This window comes from Pseudoflavonifractor phocaeensis (assembly GCF_016901735.1).
Classification (GTDB): domain Bacteria; phylum Bacillota; class Clostridia; order Oscillospirales; family Oscillospiraceae; genus Pseudoflavonifractor_A.
Genome location: NZ_JACLZC010000124.1, coordinates 1 through 2,684, shown reverse-complemented (window position 1 = coordinate 2,684; position 2,684 = coordinate 1). Strand labels below are relative to the sequence as shown.

Below are 2,684 nucleotides of genomic sequence, written 5' to 3'. Positions count from 1 at the left end.
AAGAAAATCAAAGCCGCCGAGAGAAAGCGGAAACAAAGGCAGAGATGTCACGCTTTAGAGCCTTTCAAACCCGCATAAATCAAGGCTTTTTTCGTGGGTGTCAAAGGGTACGCGATACATTTATCCTTTTCCCCCGGAAACGGCGTTTTAATGCGTGACAATACGCCAAAATCAACCCGAACACAGGGAGGTGATCCTATCGCTGATTATATCAGGGCAGACACGCGGCTGCCCGCCTATCTGCCGTATCCCCGTTTCCTGCTGAAAATGGAGATTTCACAGACCGCCAAGCTGCTGTATTCGCTGCTGTTAGACCGTTCCACCCTCTCCCAGAAAAACAAGTGGCTGGACGACGAGGGCAGGATTTATATTATCTATCCCATCGCGGAGATAGCAGAAATACTGGATAAAGGCAGCACCACCATCAAGGGGGCGCTTAATGAACTGGACACGGCGGGGCTGTTGGAACGGGAACGGGGCGGCTTCTCCGCACCGAACCGGCTTTATGTCAAAGTACCGCCAGTGCCACAGGTACAGTTTTCAGACCAACTGATGGCCGGAAGTCCGCCCCTCATAGAGCCGGAAAACCGTCCTACTGATGGTCAGAAAACCGACCTTATGATGGTCGGAAAACCGTCCCCTAACCAAACTACTATAAACAACCTTACAGAGAGCCAAACAAAGGGAGTGAGTGGGGGGCCGTCCGCGCCCTATGGCCGATATGGAAATATTTTTCTGTCACAGACCGAATACGACGAGTTGCAGGCAGAGTACCCTGACAGGCTGGAACGGTTCATCGAGGAAATGAGCCGCTACCTTGCCGCCAACGGGAAAAGCTACCAGAACTATGCCGCCGCCCTGCGGATATGGGCGGGGAACGACAAAAAGGAAGCCCCTAAAAAGGGCATACCAGACTACTCATGCAAGGAGGGCGAGAGTTTATGAAGAATGAAATCAACGCGGTTTTGGAGAATATGACGACCACCATCCCGGAGCCGGAGGACTACACCGGCGAGGACGGTTTACTGTACTGCGGCAAGTGCCGCAAGCCGAAAGAAGCCTATTTTGCGCCGGATAAGGCCGCTATCTTCGGGCGCGACCGCCACCCGGCAGAGTGCGACTGCCAGAGAACCGCCCGCGAGGAACGGGAAGCCGCCGAAAAGCGGCGCAGACACCTTGACACCGTGGAAGAACTGAAACGCCGGGGCTTTACCGACCCCACCATGCGGGACTGGACTTTCGAGAACGACAACGGCAGGAACCCGCAGACCGGGCTTGCCCGCCGGTATGTGGAGCATTGGGAAGATATGCGGACAGACAATATCGGCTGCCTGTTCTGGGGCGGCGTAGGCACCGGCAAAAGCTACCTTGCAGGCTGTATCGCAAACGCCCTCATGGAGAAAGAAATCCCCGTCCGCATGACGAACTTTGCTCTTATCCTCAATGACCTTGCCGCCAGCTTTGAGGGGCGCAACGAGTACATTTCCCGCCTTTGTCGTTATCCGCTGCTGATCCTTGACGACTTCGGCATGGAACGCGGGACGGAATACGGGCTGGAACAGGTGTTCAATGTGATTGACAGCCGTTACCGCAGCGGCAAGCCGCTGATCGTCACGACCAACCTTACGCTGGACGACCTGCACAACCCGGAGGACACCGCCCATTCCCGGATTTATGACCGCCTGCTTTCCATGTGCGTCCCGGTACGCTTTACCGGCGACAACTTCCGGCAGGAAACCGCCAAGCGGAAAATGGAGAGCATGAAGAAACTGATTACCGACTGAAAGGAGTATTGCCTATGGCAGATAACAAGCAGCACGACACCCGCACCACCCGCCGCCCTGACTGTGTGACGGAAATCCGCATGGGCAATTCCGTCCTTGTCGTGTCCGGCTATTTCAAGAAAGACACCACAACCACAGCCGCCGACAAAATGGCGCGGGTACTGGAAGCGGAAGCCGCTGCTACACAGGAGCCGACTTATCCGGCGTGAACCGGGGCACGGAAAAGCGGCCATGCCAGGGAGCATGACCGCTGGAACGAAAATCGGAAGTGCTTTAGCAATTCTTAATCTCATTCTCTATAAAATAATTTGCAATTTCAAAGGCTTTTATTCTTCTCTTTGCCAATGTGATTTGTGATTTATAACGCTCGGAATTATCCTTTGATTCAAATGTTTTTACTGTTTCTCTTAGCTTGTGCAGAGTTGAATCAATTTGCCTTTTGGCCGCGGTTAATTCATCTATTGTATACTTCATGTTTTCTCCTTTAACTTCTGATTTTTTTGTTAAATCAGAGTATACCACGGAGTTATGAACTTTTCTACTGCAAATATGGGACGACAACCCATACCATAAAAATCGGAAAATTGAAAAGCTGTAAAGAAGCAAATTTAACGCTTTTGCCGCTGTACAGCCCCCGCCGTTCCGTGGTACAATGAAACCACGGAATAGTGGGGCTGGCTGTCGGAAACGGAGGATTTTATGTTAAGACAAGCCACCCAAAACCTCATTACCGCCCTTTATCCGAGATTGTCCCACGAGGATGAATTGCAAGGCGAGAGTAATTCCATATCGAACCATGATGTAATGTATAGAGGGTGGATTACACCAAAAAACATTACATCATGACTGGCGGCTCATTTGTGGCGAATGAAAAGACAGTTATGATAAAGGAGGGATGCC

At 51.8% G+C, this 2,684-nt stretch carries 4 protein-coding genes; 3 read left to right on the top strand and 1 reads right to left on the bottom strand.

Going from position 1 to position 2,684, the window contains the following annotated elements:
* Window positions 1-150 precede the first annotated feature (150 nt).
* The 3 genes from H7U37_RS14695 to H7U37_RS14685 are packed head-to-tail and all read left to right on the top strand — an operon-like array spanning window position 151 to window position 1,993.
* Complete coding sequence (locus tag H7U37_RS14695; RefSeq protein ID WP_006356266.1) at window positions 151-945, top strand: replication initiator protein A; 795 nt, start codon at window positions 151-153, stop codon at window positions 943-945.
* Window positions 942-1,784: an ATP-binding protein gene (locus H7U37_RS14690; protein ID WP_002596233.1), complete on the top strand. Its 843-nt coding sequence runs from the start codon at window positions 942-944 to the stop codon at window positions 1,782-1,784. Before H7U37_RS14695 ends, H7U37_RS14690 begins: the two co-directional genes overlap by 4 nt.
* 14 nt (window positions 1,785-1,798) lie before the next feature.
* Window positions 1,799-1,993, top strand: a complete 195-nt coding sequence (locus H7U37_RS14685) for a transposon-encoded TnpW family protein (RefSeq protein WP_002596234.1) — start codon at window positions 1,799-1,801, stop codon at window positions 1,991-1,993.
* A gap of 64 nt (window positions 1,994-2,057) precedes the next feature.
* Here the strand turns inward: H7U37_RS14685 and H7U37_RS14680 are convergent, their stop codons facing one another.
* Window positions 2,058-2,258, bottom strand: coding sequence for a hypothetical protein (locus H7U37_RS14680; protein ID WP_002596235.1), 201 nt, complete (start codon window positions 2,256-2,258; stop codon window positions 2,058-2,060).
* Between the last annotated feature and the right edge of the window lie 426 nt (window positions 2,259-2,684).